Source organism: Marivirga atlantica (assembly GCF_016734805.1).
In the GTDB taxonomy this organism is placed as follows: Bacteria; Bacteroidota; Bacteroidia; order Cytophagales; family Cyclobacteriaceae; genus Marivirga; species Marivirga atlantica.
Genome location: NZ_JAERQG010000004.1, coordinates 456,880 through 481,068 on the forward strand (window position 1 = coordinate 456,880; position 24,189 = coordinate 481,068).

The following is a 24,189-nucleotide window of genomic DNA, read 5'->3' on the forward strand; positions in this document are numbered from 1 at the left end:
GACAAAGCTCAAATGAAAAAATATGTTTTTCTGATAGTATTAATGGGAATAGCCATTGCGCTACCATTAATAATGGTTAAAACTACTTATTTGGTAGCACCACTTATTATTATAGGTGTTGCAGCTATTTTTCTGTTCGGGATGACCTTCTGGCACTATCATTTTGGTGTATTTCTTCTATTTATATATGGCTCGATTATATTTTACATTGATCGGCTGTTAATGGTGGCAATACCCTATGGAATAGCCTTTGACTTTATCATCGTTCTAATATTTCTGGCACTGCTTATTAATTTAAAGGGTAGCGGTAGCTTTCAGTGGAAAACTAAAGAGCCTATCACCATCATTCAATTTATATTTTATGCCTATTTTATTTTGCAGATTGCCAACCCAAATGCTGTAAGTATTTCAGCATGGCTAGCCTCTGCCAGATTCCTCACTATTTTCTTATTATTTTACATTCTTCTCCATTTCTTTAAGAACAAAGAACGTATCAGGCAATTCAACACCATGTGGATTACCGTGGCAATGATTGTTGCGGCTTATGGTATTTTTCAGGAATATTTTGGTTTGAGAGATTTTGAATGGAGATGGGTAAGAGCAGTACCCAACAGGTATGACTTATTATTTGTCTGGGGAAATATGCGGAAGTTCTCCATACTATCGGATCCCTCAGCTTATGGCTTATTTTTAGCTTTTTGTGGCACTTCAGTTTTAATGCTAGCCCTAGGGCCAGTAAGTGCACTGAAAAGAATGAGCTACATAGGTATGACACTTTTTATGTTCTTTGCCATGTCATTTGCAGGAACAAGAACAGCCTACGCCATGATAGTGGTAGCAGTTGTACTATTCATTTTGTTGAACCTTAGGAACCCGAAAATCTTGGGAGCAAGCCTTTTTGTGATAATGATTTTCACCATATTAATGGTTGGCCCATTTTATAGTGGACCAATTAATAGAATGAGGTCTACCTTAAACTTCTCTGAAGATGCCTCAATGGGTGTTAGAGATCATAAAAGGATAAGGTTACAGGCTTACGTAAAAACACACCCTATCGGGGGAGGAATTAACACGGCAGGTAATTCAGGTTTAAGATATTCGCGCGGTCATCCTTTAGCAGGGCCTTATGATCCTGACAGTGGTTATCTAAGAACAGCGCTTGAAATGGGTTGGATAGGTGTTTTCATGGTAATTTGTTTGAATGCCAGTATTGTTATTTCTGGTATTTATAATTATTTCAATCTGCACGATCCGGAATTAAGAGCTTATAACTTAGCCTTCATGATACCTTTTCTGGGTTTAAGTGTAGCGCATTACACTCAGGACGCTTTGTTTCAGAAACCGGTGAACATCTTAGTAATAGCCACTTATGCCTTGATGATTAAAGTGAAGGATATCGATGCTGATATGCAAAATGAGTTGCCCACATAGAAACAAAATTCAATAAAGAACTATATTTGAAGAATCAATAAAATATTTAAGATGAAAAGAGTTTTCTCTGCCATAGTAATATTAACATTAATACTTTCTAATAGCTCGCTTGCACAGCAAATTGATTACAATAAGATCGTTCTTCCAGAAAGTATTAAAACAGCGGATTTTAAAGAAAAGCTCGTACAATTAGCTTGGTTGAACCATCCTGATAATATTAGCGCGAGAAATCAAGTTGAGGTAGCCGAATACAATCTTAAAATCTCCAGAAGATATTGGTTAGATGGTTTCAAACTGCAAGGAAACTTAAATGAATTCAACATTGATCCTGAAAGAGACATCGCTAACAGATCACAATTCCTTCCTAGGTATAACCTAAGTTTAACCCTTCCTTTAGGCCAGCTTTTCTACAATCCTATTGAGAATAAGCAAAGTGCTGTAAAGGTAACTATAGCTGAAAACGATAAAAAGGCAACCATGCTGGCTTTACGAAAAAACGTATTAGCAGCTTATAATGATTATTTGATGTATGAAGAAATATTCAAGATACAATCTTTAGCACTGAGTGATGCTGAAACCAATCATGCCATCGTTGAAGAGGCCTTTAAGCTAGGAGAAGAAACTTACGATAAGTACACACTTAGTCTGAATAACATCAACCAAAGAAGAATTGCCAAGCTTCAGGCTCAGAATGACATGAAAAATGCTAAACTGGCCGTTGAACAATTCATTGGCAGAAAGCTTGAGGAAGTTAATTAAGACTATTGCATTTCATAGGCTCCAATATCTGTAGCAGCTCCAACCTTTCTATCATTACCTTCAAAGTCGAATATAATTCCAAACTCGGAAACGTCTACTCCGGCATCAATAAGTGGTGAATTTGGGTTTACTTTGGCATTTCCGGTAACCAAATCCTCAAACCCAAACTGACCAATATCTTGGGTGAAAATATTTGCCTGAGAGTCCAACTCAGCTCCTTTAGGTATTAAATCTTCTATTGAACCGGCAACTACATTATTGTATATTCTTTTAATGCCCCCATCATCATTATAAAACACTAATCCGAAATGTCCTGAGTTCACAAAAGTGTTATTCATAATATTATGATAGCCATTTGGAGATCTGTAAACAAATTGACCAGAGGCACCAAAGAATCCGCTTTGCCCTGCATTAACAATGATGTTATTGTATATGGTAACATCCCCAATTCCCTGGTACTGTATTCCATTTCCCGTTCCGTTAAGTACTAAATTATTATAATACTCCCCAGTACAGCCTTCACCTATAAATAAACCCTCATTATGTGCGCCTTCCTCTCTGTTACCGTATGAACTGACAACATTATCATGTACTGATGCATTTTTGTCAGCATTCTTTATTTGTATACCATCAAAGCCTACATTTTCAATTAAATTATCAAATACTTCTATGTTCTGAATAGAGTGAGAGTAGGTAATCTCATTACAGTCACTTTCCTTTCTGCCAGTATAAAAACCATGTCCGATGTACAAACCTTCTCCTCCGGTATCATGAATGTAATTATCATGAACAGATATATTTTCCATAATCCACGCAGTACGAGTGGGATCAGTAAATACATCACAAGCCTGATAGGGACTAGTTTTTATTCCTATTCCTGCAAAGCCATTATTAGGACCTAAACCTTTCGGCTCTAATCCTGCTACCTCAACCCTTGCTATTTCAAAATCAGTTGAGAAATACTCCATCGTCAGGAAAAAACCATTTTGGGTAGATATTTTTAGTCCATATTTAGTCTCAGCACCATCTCCTAATACTTTGAAATTCTTTGATTCCTCAAACTTCACCCCGAAAGATTTATCAGAATTGACCGTTGCCACTCCACCACAATTTCGAATAATAACAGGGTTACCTCCTTCACCTACGATATTCGTAAATAAGAGAGGACCATATTCAATACCAGATTGAAGACAAATCACATCACCCGGCTCAATACCCAGCTCAGTACCGTCATTGGAATATCCTTCAACGATGTAGTCACAAAGACTACAATCAAACAATTCGAAAATTTCTTCCTCTTCATCTGCAGGTTTAGGATTATCCTTTTTACACGAGAACATAAAAAGCACCAGGGTTACAAGGGTATAATTGACAAGTTTTATGGGGTTGAAATAAGGATTTTTGAAAGCAGAAGACATGAGATTAATATTTTTAATACAATTTAAAGTTAAAATATTTAAATTTCAAGAGTGCTGCTACTTCTTACATAAACATATATGTAGGAGATTTCAGGAATCCTTGGAGCCAGAAACTTGAATTTAAGTTCATAATTAGCCTCAATGCACTCTTGCACCTCATATGGATAGAAATTATTGACATCAGGTATATCCTGAAATAAGATAACATCATATGCTGTTCTTTCCACTTTTTCACAATATAGCTCAACTTCCCTATCAAAAAAGGCCACTCCTTTATGATACCACAGTGGAATATTTTCTCCCTGATCATAGGCTAAATCCAGTTCATACGCTAAAGGGGTGAGCTCAGTCATATTTAAAACGCGAATGTCATCTCTTTTAAAAACATCCATTTTGGTAAGCTTCATAATTCCTTCTGCAGTTTTCTCGGGAATTTTCACCCCTTTGAAAGTCGGAAGATGCTCAGGAACAATCCATTTTCCACGATTCATTTTTTGACTACTGGAATCACCACTAAGCAGATAAGTATTTTTAGAGATCACATCATCCTGTTGTTCAGTCTTTAACTTGCTTAGCACTTTTGATCTAGCAAACCTTACCCAATACACGTTACTCCACCAGAAACCTACTAAAATGAGTAATGGCCACAGCACAAATCCTTTCTTGAAATTGAGCTTATCCTGAAAATTCAGAATGAGTAAGGCCACAAAAAAAGTATGGAAATAAATATTACCGTCAAGAGGGGTGTAGCTTGTAATTTGAATTACCGATGCCTGGAACAGAATAAACAATACGATGAAATGGCTGGTAAAGCTTTCTTTGTGCTTAAGAAAAGCCTCCTTGCTGTTAAACTGATAAAGTATTAAACCTGCCGTTATCAATAAATAAAATTTTAGCCATTTGGACGCACCCAAAAATTCATCCAGCAAATCGGCAATTGTTAATCTTGAGAAATGAGGATATTGGCCATAATTAAACCAATAGCCGAAATCATAAAATGTAAATGGAAGAATAAATACAACAATGGCTATTATCAACCCTGCACAGTAAAATATGATAGATTTAATATTCCTTTTGAGTAAGCTATCGTAAATCAAAAGTGAGCCTGTAAGAACAAGCGTTAATCCACCTGTATCTTGTTTTGTAAGGAAAGCCAAAACTACTAAGATTGCACTGAATACTACATTTAGTACTTTCTTATTTTGCAGAAGGTACCTTAATAAAAAGTAGATACTAGCCAGCTCAACTACAAATACTAAGTGATTGTACCACGGCCAGAAATTAAACAACACATAAGATAAAATAAATACAGTAAGTACTATTATTCTACCATGCAACTTGATCCCGAATTGCTTAAGTATTCTAACCAGTAGCAAGTTTGATAAAATATTAGTAAATGCCTGCACCTTTAACAAGGTGGCCACATACGGCCCAAATATTTTAAAAAATAAAGCTGGTAGAAGCCAAAAGACATAGCCTACCGGAGAGCCAAAATCTTTATAAGGAATTTCTCCTTGTGAGATTCTGTAGGCCCCTTCCCATGCTAAAAATAGATTAATCCTGTAAGGTAAAGTAAATAATAGGGGAACAAGGGGTAAAACTAATACAAGAAACCACTCAAAATAATCGTAAAATTTACTGAAGTGCTTTTTCATTTTAATTCATTTCAGGTGCAGGTTTTTTAACAAGCAGCGTGAGCAAAGATATTGTCGGCCATAAGTAGCATAGAAACACTATATACCACTGAATATAGGGAATATCGTATTTATTAATTGGGTGTAAACTATTGGTAAGTGAATCGGCATAAAATAACATCAAAACACTCACTGTGAATAGTAAGACAAAGTAAATCCATGTGCTACGAGATTTTATAAACCTTGTGAGCAACTGAGGATCATATTTAAAATAAGAAACACCATAAACAATCATGAAAGGTGCAAACAAAAATAGAAGCCTTAGCTCATTGTAAATACCAAAAAAGAATGTGGTAGAGAAAATTAATATGAATCCTATCAAAAATGACTTTCTGTTAAAAAGCCTTTGGGCCTCTTGTTTCAAAAAAAAGCGCGGTATTCTTTCTTTAAAGCCTTTAAAAGCAAGAAGCCATAAAAATGAAAAACTCAAATAGCCAAAAACCAAAACCTGTTCAACATTACTTATATTCCAATTGAGCCCTAACCACTTATCATATTCGTCCATACCCATATGTATGCGAAGGGCAAACCATGTAGCTACCGGAATAAATGACACTGCTAATGTTTTAAATGTAGAACCTACACCAAAGAACAGGCGAAGTAAGGGAAGTAACATTAAAGTTTCTCTGGTTAAAACCCCTGCCACAGCAAAAAGGACAAATAGTAAATCCCTCTTTTTCACTATAGCCCATAACGCCCAATTGAATAGTGCAAAGGCAAGAAAATCTTCTCTTGTATGTACTGGAACTGTATAAGCAAAAGCAAATGGAACTGATACTATATAGACTAAACTACCTATAACCACTAGTTTGTAATCTTTGAAACTAGCTTTTAGCAAAAAGAACATGCCCAGCGTAGCAAAAAGCACACATAAGTAGCTAATTAAATAATAGGCAAAATAGAAATTATCTGCACTGGTTAAACCTGCAGCACTAAGAAAATCTGAAACGGATGATACTAAAAAAGGAAATGCTATTCTGTACTTAAATGGTGCTTTTTGGATAATTCCCCAATCAGATAGGTTACCAGCTGGGGCTTGTATTTCTTTACCTAATAACTCTTTGGAATTTAGAGAGCCCTCAAACAACAGTTGATTTGCAAAGAATACAGCCGTAGCAAGTATTAGAATGGTTAAAAGGTTGATAGATTTTCGCTGAAGCAAGGTTCAATTTGTTAAATCGACCCTAAATATCACAATTTATTATCATGTTAACACAATTCTTTTAATGAATTCGATTAAAAATTCTCTTATTACTAATTTCAATTTATGAGATGCCAGATTTCAACAGGAATTTCGATATTTGCCTCTTGGTAAACACCTTATGGCTTCAGAAAAGAAAAAAAATTATTGGATTGATTCGGGTAAGTTCGCACTGCTTGAAAGATTATCCGTACTGGTTTTTGGCGTAGGTACATTTATACTTCTTGTGAGAACACTCAGCACCGAGGCATATGGCTCATGGATGCTATTTATTTCTTTGGCAACCCTGTTGGAAACAGCACGAAACGGCTTCTTTAAAAACCCATTAATAAGGTTCATCAATGTAAATCAGGATACTGACATAAAAGAATTGCAAGGGTCATCCCTTTTAATGAACATCCTTTTTTCTGTTTCTATTGCTTTAATACTTGCACTAGCTGCTGAGCCAATAGCAATGGCATGGCAAAGTCCTTCTCTTATAAGTTTAATATATGTATTTGTACCAACCTGTGTAATTCTTGCCTTCTACTTTCATCTCGATTACATACAACGAGCTAACGGACAGTTCTTTGGGCCCTTTTTGGGCTATTTCGTTAAAAATGGAAGTTTGTTCCTAGCTGTTGCCGTTCATTTTCTATTCAAGATTGAACTACCCATCATATGGTTGGCTTATTATTACCTCTTGGGTGCATTTCTTGGAACGATTACTTCTTTTATTTGCGCCAGAAGTACTTATAGTTTTTCACTAAGTGCTAAAAAAGCCATTTGGTTACAGCTTTTCCATTATGGCAAATATACATTGGGCACCAATTTAAGTGCAGTACTACTCAGAAATATTGATGTATGGATGATCGGTTGGTACCTAAACCCTGCCTCGGTAGCAATTTATAATGTAGCTATAAGGGTGGCCAATTTGTTCGAAGTGCCCTCTATGGCACTAGCTTCTATTCTATTTCCTGAAGCAGTAAAAAGAGCAGAAAAAGAAGGGACAAAAGCCATGAAGCAACTATACGAAAAATCGGTTGCGGTCATTCTGATTTTTACAGTTCCTTTTGTAATAGGAGTACTCTTATTTTCCGAGGAGATAGTAATGTTATTGGCCGGATCTGCTTATTCAGAATCAGCTATTATACTGAATATTACTATGCTTTATGGCCTCTTGGTACCTTTCAACAAGCAAATGGGCGTTGTATTAGATGCTGTAGGAAAGGCAAAATCGAATATGCTTTTTGTAATGCGAAATGCACTAATCAATGTGATATTAAATGCAATCTATATACCCATATGGGGTTTGAAGGGAGCGGCACTTGCTACACTTTCTACTATGGTAATTGTTTTGCTAATCAATCAGGTATATCTACAAAGAAACTACAGCATTAGCCTGAAAGATTTATTTATGCACTACTTTGGGTACCATAAAAAGTTAATAGCAAAAGTGCAATCAAAGCTTTTAAGCTAAACTTTCCAGATTGATAAATCCCTATTTAATAACTCTTCAAGCTTAATCACCTCTGGTTCAAATTCCTTTAAAAGTGATTTATATTCCTCATCACTAAATTCCATTTTTGAAAGATTTCTCCCAGAAAGCCAGGTTACCATTCTTCTTCGTTTTTCCTCTGTTGGTAGAATAACCCTGGCTATAGGTCTTATTAGCTTTCTTATTGGGCTATTTTGTTGCTGCAAATTATCATGCAGTAATCTGTTTTTAGGAATTCCTGATTCGTTAAATTTTAAATCAGTTTCAAAATCGAAGTCTGCTGAAACACCCAAAAATTCAATTACTGATTTGAGCACTTCTTTTGGTTTACGCTGCAAATCTTCATTAAGGATAACTTTTACTTCAGTAAAAGCCTCCATAAAGGCTTGTACATGTTCATAATAGTGGCTTACAGCTCTAAAATGATGAATTAACTCGTAGTTATTTTCTATATAGTAAGCTTCTTTCGATAAAGCCTCCTGAAAGCTTCCAGATTCTCTCTCATCTCTCACCAAATGCTGGTAAGCCGAAAAAGCTCTTTTAGCTGGATTCCTTAAAATAATGATGATTTTTGGATCGCCTAGTTTCTCTTTTATAATCGGAATGGTACACTTATGAAAGTAGATAGTATCAGCACTTGCCTCTCCTATTGCATTCTCCGTTACTCCCTCAAATAGTGCTTTATAGGCCTCAAAACTTTTAACGTACCAATCTTCCAGCTTATCACCTTTTGGCCCGTTAATAGGAAATGGCATGCATTGACTGCTGAAATACCTCGGCTCCTTTTGTTTGCTAATAAAAACCTCAGGGTGTTGCTGTAGATATTGTGCTAATGAAGAGGTACCACATTTTGCCATGCCGGCAATAAGAAAATTAGGTAAGGCCATAAGGATTTAATTAATGCTTAGCTGCCTATAATTAGACGACTTTTACTTTTAAATATAAGTTTTATAATGTGTACCGCTAAAAGACAGAGAGCAGTTACAATTATAAAGTAAACCAAATAAGTGAAAATATTTAATCCATTGATAGGGATTAAGTGCTTGTTAAACAACAGTTGAAAAAAGTTAATGCAATAAAGGTGTAAAAAGAAGATTCCAAAGCTATAATCACCTGTTAGCTTCAGTATTCTAGATTCTTTTTTTTCATATTTCTGAAAGAAAATCATTAAGAAAACACAGAAAACTATAGCCTTTAATTTACCCGGATTAAACTTCAAAATAAGTGTGGCATGATCTCTTAGTTCTATCAGCTCACTTATTCGAATTACCTCTAACACCTCCAAAAGACTAAAAACAGCATAGATTAGCAGGCTAGCGAATAGAAGAAGTTGCCCTTTTTGAAAAATAGGCTCTCTCAGTTTAGCGAACCACATCCCAAAAAGATAAACAGGTAAAAAGTGTAAGAAAGAAAGCGCAATGTTAGAATAATAGCCAAATTGATTCGTCCATAAGCCAAGAACCAATAACAACGGCACCAAATAATCAAAAGACTTAGTTTTTGACCACTTAATAAATAGTATGGAGAACAGATAAAAAACGGCTATCATCGGTATAAACCAAAGCACACCTGAATGCTTTCCTGTCGCCAGCATATAAAGTAACTTCTCAGGAATAGATCTATCCATAAATCCTCCTTTCATCCACCAATGATCACCAGTATCGACAAATAACTTATCAGCTAAAGCAGGAATTGAAATAATTAAGTAGGGCAGAATTACATATTTAATTTTCTTTTTAAGGTAATCTTGGTAGCTGAATTTGTTATGGCTTAAATAATAGAATAGAAAACCAGCAATAAAAACGAAAAGTATGGTTCCATTATTTGTAATACTAAAAAAGAGATTTTTTGTATAGACACTTCCCTTCCAAGGCAAAGAAATAAGCGTATGCACACCTACAATTAATAAAATGGCAAATCCTCTAAACTGATGGATATAATTTAAGAAAGGCCTTTCGGTTCTCAACTTGATAGTTTTAAAAGCTAAAATTAAACAAAATTAAGCTTTGCCTAACATTGATTTCTTATAAAAAGCCTAAGAAATATTCAAAACTGTTAACTTTGGATCTGAAAGAAGCCTAAATCAGTCAATGCAAGAAATCACCAATTGGAATCTTTACCCTAAAGTTAAAGCTGAAGTAAAATCTTTTACCTCAAAAAATGAGCTAGCTAGACTTTCTGGGATGCATTTTGATACCATTAGAGGAAATGGGAGAAGCTATGGTGACGCCTCTTTAGGAGCAAAAGTCATAGACACCACAGCCTACAATAAGGTGTTGTCATTCGATACTGAGAAAGGCATTATCACGGCACAGTCAGGCGTGTTGCTTTCGGATTTATTAGAAATAATTGTACCTAAAGGATGGTTTCTACCTGTTACACCAGGTACTAAATTTATTACATTAGGTGGTGCTGTTGCTTCTGATGTGCACGGTAAAAACCACCATAAAGAGGGCGCTTTTTCAAATCATATTGAGTATTTAACTCTACTTGATGCTCATGGTAATCTGGTTCAGTGTAGTAAACAGTCAAACTCTGAAATTTTTAAAGCTGCATGCGGAGGTATGGGCTTAACTGGCCCGATTGTAGAAATCTCTTTAAGACTCAAAGCTATAGAGACTGCTTACATCAAGCAAAAACAAATAAAAGCTAAAAATTTAGAGAATCTTCTTCCACTATTCGAAGAAAATGCCTCCTACACCTATTCCGTAGCATGGATTGATTGCCTAAAAAAAGGTGAAAACTACGGACGAAGTATTCTTATGTTAGGTGAGCACGCCACGAAAGAAGAAGTAAAAAGTAGCCATAAACTTAAAGTTCCAAAAAGTAAAGCCTTAAGTATACCCTTCAACTTTCCCTCATTTACTTTGAATAACTTTACAATAGGCGCTTTTAATCAGCTCTACTACAGTAAAAACATTTCCGCAGTGAAGGAAATGGTAACACCTTATGAGGGATTTTTTTATCCGCTTGACAATATACTTCACTGGAACAGGATTTATGGAAAAAAGGGGTTTTTACAATATCAGTTTGTAATTCCAAAGAATGATGGCGGTAAAGGAATTATTAAAATCATGAAAATGATCAGTAACCGTGGAATGACCTCTTTTTTAGCTGTACTGAAAACAATGGGTCCTGAAGATACTGGCTACCTTTCCTTTCCAAAGGAAGGTTACACCCTCGCTCTGGATTTCCCTATTAGAAAAGGTTTATTTGAATTCCTTGACGAATTAGATAAAGTAGTAATTGAGCTTGGTGGAAGGCTATATTTGGCGAAAGACGCCAGAATGTCTGCATCAGTCTTTCATAAAACTTACCCCAATATTGAGCTATTTAGAGAGGCAGCTAAGAAAACGAACTTATCAAAAGATTTTAATTCAGACCTTAACAAAAGGCTATCAATCATATAAAAATGCATATCAACCATTTATTAATTTTAGGGGCAAATAGTGGTATAGCTGAAGCAGTGGCTTATGAAGCAGCAGACAAAGGCATTAAATTAACACTGGCAGGAAGAAGTGAGGAGAAGCTTATAGCTTTAAAAAGTGACCTCACTATTAAATATGAATCAGAAGTTGATTATGTCTTATTTGATGCTTTCAATATCAGTTTGCATGAAGCCTTTTATGATTCTTTACCAAACAAACCTGATGCTGTACTTTGTGCCTTTGGAATTTTAGGAAGTCAGGAAAAAGCTCAGCAAGATTGGCAGGAAACAAATGCCGTTATTGAGAGCAATTTTACAGGAGCTATTTCCATTTTAAATATAATTGCTAACGATTTTGAAGAAAAAGGTGCTGGTATTATAGCAGGTATCAGTTCAGTTGCTGGGGAGAGAGGAAGGCAAAGTAATTATATATATGGAGCTGCTAAAGCTGGTTTCACCGCCTATCTTTCAGGTTTAAGAAATAGAATGGCAAAATCAGGGGTTCATGTTTTAACTGTAAAGCCTGGCTTTGTAAAAACAAAAATGTTAGAAGGTCTGGAAACTCCCGGCCCTTTAACAGCAAAGCCCGAAGATGCAGGTAAAGCAATTCTATCTGCTATGATAAAAAAGAGAAATACCTTATATTATAAAAGCATTTGGAGGTTGATCATGTATATTATCAAAAGTATACCAGAACCAATCTTCAAAAAGCTTAATCTATAGCAAGCTCGAAACCTCATACAAAATGAAAAAGTCATACATCATATTATTGCTGCTTTTTAGTTTCACCTTATTCTATTCTTGTAAAGAAGAAGATAGTGATGTAGAAGAAATAGAGGAGGAAATTGTAGACGAAAATGAGGAAGAGGAGGAAGAGCAAGACACTACTTATTATGGAGTAGTTAATTGGGAATCAGATTTCCCACAGTTGAGAGCAGGTACAGCTACTGCAGATTTTCTCCTACAAACTGAGGAAATTGCTAACATCTATTATTTGATTACCAGTACAGAAGTAAATTTCAATTCAGATTCTCTTTTAGTAGACATTAGTACAAGTACAGAGGAAATAGACAGTATAACGATACTTTCTAAAGGTTTACAAGAAGAAATAAATCCTAGCGATACATTAAAGATAAACCTTGAAAACCTCGAATTAGGAATAACCTATCATGCTTATGCAATTACGCAAAACCCCAATGATAGCACACTACAAAATAGTATATCAGTATATAATTTCAGTTTAACCGAGAGACAACAGATTTTCACATTCACATCTGAGGCAGAATCAAGAGAAGTGCTCTATTTAGGTTACCAAATGGATGAAGGATTAAAGTACCCTGAAAAGAAGTATCCTGCTATCTTTCATATGGGAGGCAACGGAGAAACAGCTGATCAAGGTGAAATAAACATTATTAGAAATGGCTCTCTGGCGCAATACATTGACAAAGGAAATGACGTACCTATGTACGTATTTTCACCCCAGCATATCAGAAATAATTGGAATACAGCTATGATCAATGAAATGGTTGAAGAAGCCTTGTCTCAATATCCTATTGATGAAAACAGATTGTACTTCTCAGGAATGAGCGGGGGCGGTATTGCTACCTGGAATTATGCAACAGACTATCCTGATGTACCTGCTGCCATTATTCCTATAAGTGGCGATGGTAGAGACAACAAGGCTTGTGACATTAAAGACATTCCTGTTTGGGCTTTCCATAATTCATCTGACGGCATTGTTAGCCCTAACGGCTCTATTAATATGATTAATGCCATAGAAGCTTGTGATCCTGCTCCAGCAGTTGATCCACTATTAACACTATTTAATGATGGTGGTCACAATGCCTGGAGAAGAGTGTATGATCCTACTCACCCTGATTGGGACAATAAAGATTCTGGTGTTGAACCTGTAGATATATACTCATGGTTCCTTCAGTATAGCAAAGATTAAATTACGGTTTAATAACTGATTGTATTCTGTCAGCAATAATCTGATTACCATTGGGTGATACATGGCAGAAATCTATGTAGACATATTCATCATTGTCAAAAGCATCTGTCATGATATAAATCCAATCGAAATTCTCTTCTTTGATTCTTGTTATCAATGCATCGTAAACTAATTGTACATTTTCACCCAGCTCTTTACCTAATTTCAGGTGTTCAACTTTTGGATTACCCACATATGCAATAGGCTGTAAAATTGCTGTAAATTTACCACCCCTATTGGTTACCAATTCATGAGCCAGTTTCCAATTGCTTATCATAAAATCTACGATAGCCTGAACCTTTTCTGGATTCGCATCACAGTTATACTGTTGATCATAATCAGGTGGATTTATCTTTTGAATGAGCAGCAGGGTTTTATCTAGAAATAATTTATTAAATACCTCGAAAGCAACTGCCTTCATGCCACCATAAATCTTTTTATCGAATATTGGTGCTAGTCTATGCCCTGGCACTGGCACATCTGAAGGACATAAAAAAGAGACGTCATTTACTCCATCATAAAAAATAACATCTCCTATCTCTTCACCTTTATTTATGAGATTGATAAGTACTTCTACATTTTGCCTGGAGTTATAGGCAAGTTGTCCATGATTATAAACTTGTATTGTCGGATTTTTAGCTTGAAAAATTGCCGGTATTGTTAATGAGTCAGGAGAACCTTCTCCCCACATGGTTGATCCACCAAAAAAGCGAACCTTCTTATAGGCACTATCCGCAACATATGCGTTTGGGTAATATCGCATCCCATTCTCATTAACATGAGTATATCTGGCGGCATAAGGTTTATTTCTCCATCCAGTAAAAGATTCGTAGCCAAAAGCCTGCTGATTATACTCTGCAATGACTTTTTTGGCCATTGCTCTACTGTCGCTATAATTAGGAAGTTCTGCCCTGGAAGGTTCTCTAGTCCACTTCAGGAGATATGAAGACAATATATTAACAAGAAAGAGGAGAAAAAATAAAACCATCAGGTTCACTAGAATGAACCTGATGGTTGAAAATACCTTTTTAATCATTTAGTCTATTTCATTATAATTTTTCTAGTAGCCAACTGAGCATCTTGTCTGATAGTTACTACGTATATGCCAGGTCTCTGATCATTACCGCTCAGGTCAATATCCACACCATTTTTTAGGTCTCCATTGCTAAATTCAGCATTATATAAAGCCCTGCCAAATGCATCATATACTATTACTTCTATCGGACTCGTATTTTCCAGAGCTGCCTGAATGGTAAAATTAAAGTTGTTAGTTGGGTTAGGGAATATGGAAATATTCTCATTATTAAGTTCAACTTTATTTGATGTAATAACAAAGCCAAAAACGTCCGACTGAATTAAACAACCTTTGAAATCGAGCTGTGCAAAATATACCCCTTGCTCAGTCAATTCAATTTCTGCTGCTTCCGAATAGAATTCATCATTAAAATACCAGCTAATTTCACCTTCAACATCATTTTCAACTGATAGTATATTATCATTAAAAACTAATTCAGGTTTTATAAGAGCAGTAGTTTCTATTAAAATTTCAACCTTCTCCTCATTACTACATCCTAACTTATTAAAAGCTTCTACAAACAGCTTCCTTGAATCAAAATCTACTTCATCAATTTCAAAAGTGAATACTTTACCATCAGCTAGGATATTTCCATCTTCATCATACCATTTAACAGAACCATCATTAGTCAATTCTGGTATCTGAATGCTTAATGACTCTCCCAGACAGGCGTCATAATTAGTCTGCTCTATATTCAATTCCAGTAGGTCAACAATACTAAAAGACACCTCTTGTTCTAAAGGTAAAGCCTCACAACCATCCTTTTTCACCATCACTTTCAGAATACTATTTTCTACTGATTGGAGATTGCTTGCTTGAAGGTTAATAGAACTCTCTACTGACGCAACTACAAAGCTTGAATAGATAATACCTGTTTCATCTGCCAGATAATAGATGAAATCAGTTTGAGGATTCTTCACTTCAACATTCAGGAGATCAGAAGGGCATAATGCTTGAGTATAACTCACTTCTAAATTTCTGTTGACGTTAATGAATGTTAAGTCCTTTTCACTTACAAAAATAGAATCATAAGTATCACTTTCACATCCAATGGAAGAAACAGCTTTTACAAAATAATAGCCTGACTCTTCAGTTTCATTAAGTGAAATTGAGGCAGTATTTTGATCTAATTGATTTCCAAAACCTTCAAAATACCAGTTATAGCTTGCCGCATTACTAGCAGCAGTAAGTACAACTGATTTTTCATCACATGTTTCGTTGATTACTCTTGAAAGTGTAGGTTTTTCCAAGTTATTAACAGAAACATTAATTTCACTTTCTAAGAATTGAATATTACAACCTGGGAATCTCGCTTGTAAGGAAAAGTTATCTGATGTCTGAATATCAGACGATGTGATAGATAAATGTAGCTCTGAGGTTTCAGCATAAATCCAATCCGATATTTGGTTGCCATTGTTGTTGATTATCGAATACTCTACTCCCAATTGGGCATTATTCAGAGATATATCTAATGTTTGTCCTTCACAAATCTCGGAGCTGTACTCTACTGTTTCTTGCAAAGCAAGCGCTTTTGGTATAAAGCTAGCACTATCAATAATAAGCTGCACAGATGCATCACTTATACAGCCAAGTGGTGATATAATTCTCACTTCATACATTCCCATGTAATCATCAAGACTCTCTAATTCTAACGTATTAGAGGTATGATCAAGAATCACATCATTCCAGACATCATACCACTGATAAGATTCATTGGTATGAGCTCCAGAAGCCTGCAACCTTACAACATTGGCTTCACATCCTGATATAACAGCTTTTGATATTTCAGGAGTTTGAGGCTTACTAATTGAAACTGAAATCGGTTCTGAGGCATCTATGATATCACAACCAGGATAGTTTATTTTAACAGAGAATTGAGATACCCCTTCATTTAACAAGCTATTTGGCAAGTGTAATCCAACCTTATTAGATAAAGCCGTTGAAGCTAATTCTAAACTATTTCCTTCTTCATCGAATAAACTATATACAGCTCCAGGTTGAGCATTAGTAATAAGAATTTCAGCATCATCGGAAATGCATAGCTCATTTTCATATTCATAGGATAAAGTAGTATTTACATCTGGTCTTATAAAAGTTAAGCTAAATCTATCTTCAAAAGTGGCAGGAGTATTTTGATCAATGCTAAAGCTATATGCATCAGTACCTGTTAAGGTTACCACCTCATTTTGGAGATTATCAGTTAATTCAACTCTAGCATAATTGAACTCATTAATATTATCAAATGCAATGCTGTATGCGCCTGTTTGAACATTATACATTCCCAGGTTCACAGTTTTATTGCAGAATTCGTTTGACAGGGTATTAATTGCTACTTGTTCACTATCATCAGTCAATGAATAAAAATTAATGCCCGTATTAGGTTTTTTGAAACCGTCTTCTCTTTTATTATAATCATCAGCACCACCATTATCAAACTTCACTAACGCCTGATCTATCTTTCCAGTCGAGATTTCTTTTAAACTCAGCTTTAAATGGCTTACTAAAGGAATCTCTGCTGATCTATAATAGTTGGCACTTGGAGCATCTACCGAAGCTACCTTAGCTTGTTCTGTAATGGTTAGACTTGGCGATTGATCAAGTGTTTGAATCCAAAAACCCTGACCAGAAGCAATGTAGCCATTTGGTAAAGTCCCTGTATTATCAGTGCGATCATAGTATAAAAATGAGGATGAGCCACCAGCGCCATTGATAGCCACAGCAATGATGTTTGAAACTCCAGATGAAGTCCAACCAGTATTATCCCACTGTATGGTTGCAGGGTAAGGATTTGCCACCAAATTCCAACCATCATCAGCTCCACCGCCAGTGCCACCAGTTAAATTAAAAGAAAACTCGCCTTGAACAGGGGCACCAACGTTGTTGATGATCAAATCATTATTACTGTCTCTAATAAAAGGCGCATAACCTACTCCCGGCTCTATAGCTGCAGAATTATCTGTGCCTGATACCGGATGTGCCAGCCAACCACCTTGACTTTCGTCAAACCTGTACAAAGAAGCAGATGTTCCTAAGCCGGGACCAGTACTTGCTCCGGTAAAATTACCCGTGATGGGAAAATAATTTTGCCAGTCAGCCACAGTAACACCTGTTACAGGAGCACTGGTATATCTGTAGGCTCTGGTTGCAGACATAAAACGCTCAGCTTGAATATTACCATTAATCTGAGCTCCTGTAGGTAACTCTTTAATGACAGCTGTTCCGTTCTCATCCGATCTCAGTACAAGACGACCATTAGCATTTAAATCACCATTAGTTAAGTTTAATTCAGCTATTAGATTCAATTCTTCCTCTAAAACTACATCTCCAGCACCTGTCAGGTTCACTTCGAACTTTTCAACAATATTGCTATCAGCATCAAAATAAAGGTGTGAGTCACTTGCCGTAGAGATATCAAAATTCATATTACCTCCGTTAATGGCGATTCTTCCAGTATTATTTTCTGCGTTGAAAGCTGCTGCGCCAGTTAGTTGAAGGGCCTTATTTGAAACATTCAATAAAGCATTGTTTCCAAGTCTCACTCCTCCACCTTTTTGGCTTCCTGCAATCAAATTGACAGGATTAGCAGAATTAATTTCCATAGTATCTTCATCATTCAGAGTCAATCTATACAGAGATAAATCTCCAACTGTATTGAGTTGATGCTTTTTGCCTCCTTGAAATGCTATTTCAATTCTATTATCCTGCGCAACATCTCCCTGAGTTCCTTGAATATCAAGATCGCCTTTCACTATTATGCAAGAGCCATTATTGCTGCTACCCTTTAAGGTAATACCATTTCCAATAGTTAAATTACCTTTTACCATTACCTCATTTGTACCTACAGTTTTGGTGCCTGTACCGCTAAGCGTTAAGCTACCAAATTTACCTGTTGGCATTTGTGTGAAATTATTAAGGATGATATGGCTATTATCTGAAGACTCTTCAAATGATGGTAAAAGGTTTCCATTAACAGCAATAGTACCATTGTTCTCTACCTGAACCTTACCATTTAAATTACCATTCAGGCTCAAAGTTTCTCCTTCAGTAACTACTACCTTCGAGATGAGTCCACCAACACTCCAATCATTACTCATTGAGGTGCTACTTCTATTAGCAACTCTAAATATTTGACCATTAAGAGCAAAGTTTGTCGGTGCGGTGCCTGTTCCATCTGTGTTTGTTCCCCAGGTTGCTAACACATCTAAATCTCCAGTACTCTTCGAATAATAAATAGTAGGTTGAGACGAGGTAACACTTACTTCACTAGAATAAGCGGACACATTTCCTGATCTGTCATAAGCCCTTACCTTAACCAAATAAGTTGAATCAGGTAAAAAGTCAGTAGTATAGAAAGTATTATCTGGGCTTGTTCCAAAGACAGAATCATTAGCCGCAAATTCATAATATGCTACTTGATCATTATCAGTACTAGCATCCCATTTAAAGCTGGAATTAGTATAAGTACTATTAACCACAATTAAATTTGAAGGAACCGTAGGCGTCTGTGTATCCATTGAGTTGGTAGCACTTAATTCATTGCTAAAAACCGAAGTTCCATTTTTATTTACTGCCTTCAGTTTGTAATAATAAGTTACTCCTGGAGCAAGATTTAAATCAGTATAAGCCTGGCTGCCATCTTTGGTGGTGCCAATAAGACTAAAACCACTACCACTGGTATTTGACCTATAAATTTCAAAATGCGTTAAATAAGATAAAAGTTTCGACCTTATCTCAGTAAACATATAAGCATGTCCGTCTTTGTTTAAATGAATTCCATCACCATAAGCCAAAGATGGCTCAATCATATCACTATCATCGGCCAGGCTATCGAACACATCAATAACATAATCACCAAATCCTTCTCTGACAGAATCTAATTCTGCCATCAGAACAGTCCGCTTAGGAGAAGAAGGTCCAAAGTCTCTAGGCTGTGGTGTAACAATGAATGTTTTAACGCCAGCTTGATCTGCCAGTGCTTTAATTTCTCTGTAATGTGCCATTGTAGTATCTGCAGGAATCTGAAGATTAGCATTATTTGATGGCAAATTGATTATTAAATAATCTGGATTTAAGCTTAACGCCTTTGTGATATTATGATCTGTATCGACAGCGGCATTGCTTCCGTTATCTGATCCATCAGGTCTGATATGATAAGTGGTAAAGCCTCCTACAGCGAGGTTAGTCAAAGTGTAATTAGAGCTATTATCACCAAGCCAATTATCTAATCTGCCCACCCAGGTACTATCAAAAGGAGAAATACCATATCCTTCTGCCGTAGAAGAACCAAGCACTACTATGTTAGTGTTGTCAGGAATTAATTCTGTGTGATCCCAATCTAGTTCAATAGTGCTTAAACCTGTTGAAGTCGCTTGTAAATTAGTAGGTGCTACAGGAGGATCATTGACTACTATAGTTCCGCTTTTTAACATTTCATCCGGAATAGTCTGCCAAGTACCCCCATCCTTGCTATACTCTACAGATAAACATTGTCCGCCACCTCTCTCAAAGAATATTACAGTAATAGGGTATGCACCAACAGCTAATGAAAGCGTTACATAGGATTGATTTACGTTGCAACCGTGTGTTCCATCATTATTATTGACTAAATTTTCGTCTAAATCATTCGGATTAAAGCCTCCTATGAACACTCTACTACCATCATCAGATCTAGATCTGAACCTATAGTCTCCAGCTTCGGTAATATTCACATACCCATCAAATTTGAAACTGATGTAATCGTCTTGGGTACGTTCTGAAAGTCCAAAATTATTGACAGTTCCGTAGTACTCTACAAAACTCCAATCAATTTCAGAAAGGGAATTATAAGCACCAGTACTATGCTCATAGGTAAGCCCTTCAAAAATAGTTACAACATTTACCTGATTACTAGCTGCTGATAAATTACCTGCATAATCAATTGCCTTTACTGTAAAGGCAAAAGATCTGCCTTCCTTCAGGTTTGAAACAGTATAACTGGTATTCGTAGAACCTGTCTTTATAGAATCTGATCCATAATAGATGATATACTCTTTTATGTTTTCATTATCAGTTGATGCATTCCAGCTTAAATTAGCTGTGGTTAAACTATATTCTACAACTTCAAGATTTGAAGGAGTTGTTGGCGCTTCTGAATCAGTACCAGAGGCCACAAATAATGCAGAGGTATATGGAGATACTTTATCATAAGCTACTGCTCTCAACTTATAATAATAGTCATCATTAGATGTAACTGAATTGTCCAGGTAAGAAATTGCATCTTCAGGAAGCAATGCTACAAACTTATAAAAGCCAGACTCTGAAGTTGATCTGTAGACCTCATAAGCTGTTTCTTCATTGCTATTATCCTCCCAATAAAGTCTTATCTTATTATTGGTAGTTAAATCTGCTGTAACATTTGTAGGAGCAGATAATGTTGAGGGTGCGTTAAAAGTAACATTAACAGATTCTGCATCTGCGCTTGGGCATCCTCCGAGTGTCTCAGTAGCTACTGTAAAGACTCCAGCTGATTTCACATTATAGAAATTTGTATCACCGACTATAGCACCATTCTTATACCATGTATAATATAAGTTAGAATTAAGTTCAGTTTGAAGAGATACAGAATCTACTCCATTTATATCTGGGAGATGTACTGTATTTAAAGCAGATATTATAGGTTTAGAAACAACGCTTTCTCTAATGGTTACAGGTTTAGACCACTTATTCCAATCGGCTTCTGTAGGATTTGCCTCAAATCTACTAAACCTACATCTATAGACGCCTGGAATATCTGCAAAATATACGCTAGAATCCGCACCGTTAATAATCTCTCCATCTCTCTCCCATTGATAAGCCTGAAAACCCCATGACACACCCAACTTAGCTCCTTGGCCATTACTCGCACAAATGGTACTATCCTGAAAGTATACATGGATATCCGATTTATCTTTCGATTTTATCCAAGGAAAGAAATTATCTTCACCATAGGCAGCATTCCATGTACCATGTCCCAAATTATCATAGTAAGTAAGCTCAATGGAACCACCCATCTCTTCGAAATATCTCACTAAACTGTTTGTCTCGCTAGGAGAAGGGTTATTATCCTTTCCTCCTTGAAAAACCCAAAATGGAATATGAGCTAGTTCATAACTATCTCTAACTTTGGTGTTTGAAGCGGAAGGTGACATTAATAAAACGCCAGCAAATAAAGCTGGATCATTTTTCACCAAAGTAACCACGTGCTGAGCACCATTTGATAAACCATGTACTACCACCCTATTTCTATCAATATTATGAGTCTCTATTATTTTATGAATTATCCTAATTGTTTCTCTAATCTCCGATCCGTTCCATCCATTCAAGTTTTGTGGAAATAACACAAAGCCAGGAAAAGCATTATATGCTAATGTGGGATCGTTAGGGAATTTAGAACCTGCTCTGTTTACAGCATCTAAATGTGGTTTACCTCCATGAACAAGATTATGATCGTTATTAAGTAAATCGGGACTTGTTGAAGGACCTGCTATAGCTGGTGAATTAGTTTCAGCTTCCCAGTTTTTGTCAGAAAAGTAACAGTTATTATTCCAGCAATTCCCTCTTTCACCGGCTCCATGCATCATAACGATCAAAGGATATCCCCCTTCATAATTCTCATCATATCTACTAGAATCTGCCCCCCCTGGAAACAATAATCTATAATTCTGTTTAAATTGATTCGGGTTTGTTTGAGTCCTCATCAAATGACCTTGAGTATAAGGATCAGAATTCCAACCTGTTCTATCATAATACCAAGTAGGACCTCCTGCGGTGGATTCTCTATAACTAAAAGTGCTATCTCTTAATTCGTACTGATGTGTATTGAGCTTAGGACCATTACTACCTTCATTTTGGTTATATTTAACACCATGCCTGTAGTTGGTTACCCACTGAGCACTTACAGATTGAGCAAATAATAAAAAAACACAAAAAACAGTTGAGAATACCCTCATCATTTCCCCTATAATTTAGAATTCAAACCTTACATCATTTTCCAAGTGATATTTTTTTACAGAGTATGATTTGATCACACTTAAAGCACCTGCTTTTTATGTAAAGTCTTAAATACAAAACTAGCTAAATGTCAAGTATTAAAGAATTCAATTCGACTAATATTCAAAAAAAATATTTCAATTGTCATATTACAGCTACCAATAGTGAATAACCTTAGACAACTCTAGATTTGATGAAAAAATAGTTGTGAAAAATAAAAAAACTTACTCCCTCAAATTAATTAATAGAGAGTATCCATGCCTTATCAAAGTCTAGCAGGCCTGCAGTTCTTATTTGATTCAATATTTGTTTGGCACTTTCTATTTTTTCTTCTTTTGCCAGAATAACATAGAAATAACCTGATTTACTATAAAAGCCTATATCGGCTTTATAACCTTCCCTCTTAATGGCATTGGCATAAACTTGGGCATTATCAGTTGAAGAAAACGCACCAGCTATAATATAGAAGCCTCTTTCATTATCAATTACATTAGAAACATCATTCTTAAAGTCATTAGAATTTTTCAGGGGCTCAGTTAACATTGGTTGCTCTTCTGCCTTAGGCTCATTAGTTATTTGAACTTTCTCTTCAACAACTGGCTCGTTAATCACCTCAGGTTCAGTGTTTTCTTTGATTACAGTATCCTTTTTGACCGCAGAGCTATCTACTTTTGCAGGTTCAATTGTAGTATCTTTCATGTTTTTTTCTTCAACCTCGTCTGCTTCTGAAGCATCACCTTTATTTTCATTAGGTTCCTGCTGCTCTAATTCCTCAGGAATTTCCTGGATTTCTCTTTTAATGAACTGATAGTTGAGATGCAACTCATGTGTGGTAAGAGCTGAGCTATTTTGTTCGCTTGAAGGCTTTAGTCTTTCATAACCATAACCAATTTTTATAAGCCTCAATAAATTAAACCCTATCTTATACACAGTTCCAATTTCATGCTGATAACTTGCACCTATCCACGCTAAATTTCTATAGTTCACTAATAGCATCCCTTCAACAGTTCCTTCTTCTATTTCATCTTCGGAAGAGTTGTATGTTACCCATGGCGTAATGGCAAAATCTTCTCCAACTAAGAAATCATACTTTAGATAGCTGAAAGTATTAAATACAGGTAGAAATTCTGTTTCCTGAGATTGACTAACTCTTATGGTAGAAGCCGATCCGAAAACATCTCTTAAAGCAGTACCAAACATTAGGTTATTCCACTGGTAATGCAGCCCTATTTGACCTAAAGGGTGCTCTATTTGATTAGCTAAATTGGCTACTGCAGGATCAAGTGGATTATCTATCTGACCATAATTCAAGTTACTCATGCCGTAACCACCTGAAAAACCAAGAGAAATAAAATGTACATTATCATTTTGCCTGGAGAAATGTTGTTTATAACTGAAAGAAAGCATGGCTCCATAGCTCTCATAAATATCCAGCCTGCCTCCCAAAGCCGTGAGACCAACAGCAAAATTACTTAAAAAAGGCAGCTGTGCTTGAAACCTAAAGGTTTCGGGAGCTCCTTGAATTGTTAAAAATTGCTTTCTATAATTCAGATCCAGTTCTAGAACATTATTGCTGGCCAATGCGCCCGGATTCACCAAATACGGACTTAAATAATACTGATTATTATCTGTAATTAATTGCCCTTTAGAGTAGTGAAATGATAAACTAATTATCAAAACAAGCAGGTATATCTTTTTAGTACTCAACAT

General features: G+C 36.0%; 14 protein-coding genes. 6 read left to right on the forward strand and 8 right to left on the reverse strand.

The genetic code is table 11. The annotated features are described in order from the left end of the window. Positions 1-12: 12 nt before the first annotated feature. Together JKP34_RS16255 and JKP34_RS16260 are read left to right on the forward strand one after the other, a co-directional pair. Positions 13-1,431: an O-antigen ligase family protein gene (locus JKP34_RS16255; protein WP_201923772.1), complete on the forward strand. Its 1,419-nt coding sequence runs from the start codon at positions 13-15 to the stop codon at positions 1,429-1,431. A gap of 51 nt (positions 1,432-1,482) precedes the next feature. Further along, entirely contained in the window at positions 1,483-2,190 is a 708-nt protein-coding gene (locus JKP34_RS16260) for a TolC family protein (RefSeq protein ID WP_201923774.1), read from the forward strand. Between the two features lie 2 nt (positions 2,191-2,192). Here the strand turns inward: JKP34_RS16260 and JKP34_RS16265 are convergent, their stop codons facing one another. The 3 genes from JKP34_RS16265 to JKP34_RS16275 are packed head-to-tail and all read right to left on the reverse strand — an operon-like array spanning position 2,193 to position 6,464. Continuing rightward, positions 2,193-3,608 carry a right-handed parallel beta-helix repeat-containing protein gene (locus JKP34_RS16265; RefSeq protein WP_201923776.1) on the reverse strand — a complete coding sequence of 472 codons (1,416 nt, stop codon included), beginning with the start codon at positions 3,606-3,608 and terminating at the stop codon, positions 2,193-2,195. A 38-nt stretch (positions 3,609-3,646) separates the two neighbouring features. Then, a complete protein-coding gene (locus JKP34_RS16270; protein WP_201923778.1) occupies positions 3,647-5,263 on the reverse strand; it encodes a glycosyltransferase family protein in 1,617 nt (538 codons plus the stop codon). Position 5,264: 1 nt separating this feature from the next. Then, complete coding sequence (locus tag JKP34_RS16275; protein WP_201923779.1) at positions 5,265-6,464, reverse strand: hypothetical protein; 1,200 nt, start codon at positions 6,462-6,464, stop codon at positions 5,265-5,267. 160 nt (positions 6,465-6,624) lie between these two features. On the opposite strand from JKP34_RS16275, the gene JKP34_RS16280 reads away from it, so the two are divergent. After that, positions 6,625-7,962: a flippase gene (locus JKP34_RS16280; protein ID WP_201923781.1), complete on the forward strand. Its 1,338-nt coding sequence runs from the start codon at positions 6,625-6,627 to the stop codon at positions 7,960-7,962. Here JKP34_RS16280 and JKP34_RS16285 read toward each other — a convergent pair. Beyond that, the gene (locus JKP34_RS16285; protein ID WP_201923784.1) at positions 7,959-8,867 is read right to left on the reverse strand and encodes a sulfotransferase family protein; all 909 of its coding nucleotides are present in this window, start codon (positions 8,865-8,867) and stop codon (positions 7,959-7,961) included. The genes JKP34_RS16280 and JKP34_RS16285 overlap by 4 nt on opposite strands. Positions 8,868-8,884: 17 nt before the next feature. Then, entirely contained in the window at positions 8,885-9,946 is a 1,062-nt protein-coding gene (locus JKP34_RS16290) for an acyltransferase family protein (RefSeq protein ID WP_201923786.1), read from the reverse strand. A gap of 124 nt (positions 9,947-10,070) precedes the next feature. Between JKP34_RS16290 and JKP34_RS16295 the strand changes: the two genes are divergently transcribed. Genes JKP34_RS16295 through JKP34_RS16305 form a run of 3 tightly spaced genes read left to right on the forward strand, consistent with a single transcriptional unit; the run spans position 10,071 to position 13,358 of the window. Next, positions 10,071-11,390: an FAD-binding oxidoreductase gene (locus JKP34_RS16295; RefSeq protein WP_201923788.1), complete on the forward strand. Its 1,320-nt coding sequence runs from the start codon at positions 10,071-10,073 to the stop codon at positions 11,388-11,390. A 2-nt stretch (positions 11,391-11,392) separates the two neighbouring features. Further along, entirely contained in the window at positions 11,393-12,130 is a 738-nt protein-coding gene (locus tag JKP34_RS16300; RefSeq protein ID WP_236665025.1) for an SDR family oxidoreductase, read from the forward strand. A gap of 22 nt (positions 12,131-12,152) precedes the next feature. Continuing rightward, a complete protein-coding gene (locus JKP34_RS16305; RefSeq protein ID WP_201923790.1) occupies positions 12,153-13,358 on the forward strand; it encodes a carboxylesterase family protein in 1,206 nt (401 codons plus the stop codon). 1 nt (position 13,359) lies between these two features. Here JKP34_RS16305 and JKP34_RS16310 read toward each other — a convergent pair whose 3' ends face one another. The 3 genes from JKP34_RS16310 to JKP34_RS16320 all read right to left on the reverse strand — a co-directional run bounded on the left by JKP34_RS16310 (position 13,360) and on the right by JKP34_RS16320 (position 24,189). Continuing rightward, on the reverse strand, positions 13,360-14,433 hold the full coding sequence (locus JKP34_RS16310) for a hypothetical protein (protein WP_201923792.1): 1,074 nt from the start codon (positions 14,431-14,433) through the stop codon (positions 13,360-13,362). A gap of 5 nt (positions 14,434-14,438) precedes the next feature. Continuing rightward, on the reverse strand, positions 14,439-22,442 hold the full coding sequence (locus JKP34_RS16315) for an Ig-like domain-containing protein (protein WP_201923794.1): 8,004 nt from the start codon (positions 22,440-22,442) through the stop codon (positions 14,439-14,441). Positions 22,443-22,716: 274 nt separating this feature from the next. Beyond that, positions 22,717-24,189 carry a PorP/SprF family type IX secretion system membrane protein gene (locus JKP34_RS16320; protein ID WP_201923795.1) on the reverse strand — a complete coding sequence of 491 codons (1,473 nt, stop codon included), beginning with the start codon at positions 24,187-24,189 and terminating at the stop codon, positions 22,717-22,719.

Coding starts and splice junctions, on each gene's coding strand:
- JKP34_RS16285 (WP_201923784.1), bottom strand. CDS start 8,867: ATGGCCTTACCTAATTTTCTTATTGCCGGCATGGCAAAATGTGGTACC.
- JKP34_RS16320 (WP_201923795.1), bottom strand. CDS start 24,189: ATGTTGAGTACTAAAAAGATATACCTGCTTGTTTTGATAATTAGTTTA.
- JKP34_RS16265 (WP_201923776.1), bottom strand. CDS start 3,608: ATGTCTTCTGCTTTCAAAAATCCTTATTTCAACCCCATAAAACTTGTC.
- JKP34_RS16295 (WP_201923788.1), top strand. CDS start 10,071: ATGCAAGAAATCACCAATTGGAATCTTTACCCTAAAGTTAAAGCTGAA.
- JKP34_RS16255 (WP_201923772.1), top strand. CDS start 13: ATGAAAAAATATGTTTTTCTGATAGTATTAATGGGAATAGCCATTGCG.
- JKP34_RS16260 (WP_201923774.1), top strand. CDS start 1,483: ATGAAAAGAGTTTTCTCTGCCATAGTAATATTAACATTAATACTTTCT.
- JKP34_RS16270 (WP_201923778.1), bottom strand. CDS start 5,263: ATGAAAAAGCACTTCAGTAAATTTTACGATTATTTTGAGTGGTTTCTT.
- JKP34_RS16310 (WP_201923792.1), bottom strand. CDS start 14,433: ATGATTAAAAAGGTATTTTCAACCATCAGGTTCATTCTAGTGAACCTG.
- JKP34_RS16300 (WP_236665025.1), top strand. CDS start 11,393: ATGCATATCAACCATTTATTAATTTTAGGGGCAAATAGTGGTATAGCT.
- JKP34_RS16315 (WP_201923794.1), bottom strand. CDS start 22,442: ATGATGAGGGTATTCTCAACTGTTTTTTGTGTTTTTTTATTATTTGCT.
- JKP34_RS16280 (WP_201923781.1), top strand. CDS start 6,625: ATGGCTTCAGAAAAGAAAAAAAATTATTGGATTGATTCGGGTAAGTTC.
- JKP34_RS16305 (WP_201923790.1), top strand. CDS start 12,153: ATGAAAAAGTCATACATCATATTATTGCTGCTTTTTAGTTTCACCTTA.